We start from the raw sequence: 659 nt of genomic DNA, 5'->3' as shown, positions 1-659 counted from the left end.
CCATAGCTCTCCCAGCGTCCGGGCAGGGTGGAGCGCTGGTGCTCCTCGACGGCGTCACACCACCGCCGAACCCGTACGGGTGCAGCCACTCGGTCCCCTGGTTCACCGCCCGACTCGGCGGCGCCCTGCTCGAACTGTCCGGTTCGCGGCGGGATATGCCCCTCGCCGACTGCCTGGCGGCGGCGATTACCCGTACCGCCGACGCCCATCGCGACACGTGTGACCTTTCTCATGTTCGTACGCCCCAGGCAACCGTGGTCGTCGTCCGCTGGGACGCCGATCGCGTGGAGCATCTGGTGCTCTCCGACTCCTCCCTGCTGATCGAGGCGCCCGACGGCATGGTGACGCCGGTGCTCGACTCCCGGCTCGACGAGCTGCCGCACAGCGTGCGCGCCCTCGGCGCCGCCGCCCGGGCGCTCCCGCGCGGCTCGGCCGAGCGTCGCGCGGCGGGCGCCGAGTACGGGCGGGCCGTGGAGGCCCTGCGCAACGCCGAGGGTGGCTTCTTCACCGCCGCCGCCGACCCCGACGTCGCCCGCCGGGCCGTCACCGGCACCACCCCGCGCGCCGAGGTCCGGGCCCTCGCGGCGCTCAGCGACGGGGCCACGCGCTGGGTCGAGATCTTCCGCGAGGGCGACTGGACGGAGAGCTTCGCCCTGCTC

General features: G+C 74.5%; 1 protein-coding gene. It reads left to right on the top strand.

Annotated features, from left to right (window positions below):
• Nucleotides 1-659: hypothetical protein (locus KUM32_RS39085; protein ID WP_254406735.1), on the top strand; the 659-nt coding region annotated here is incomplete at both ends.

Source organism: Streptomyces sp. AC627_RSS907, assembly GCF_019049165.1.
Note: the sequence above shows the minus strand (reverse complement) of the source record. Positions and strands in the feature narration are given on the sequence as shown.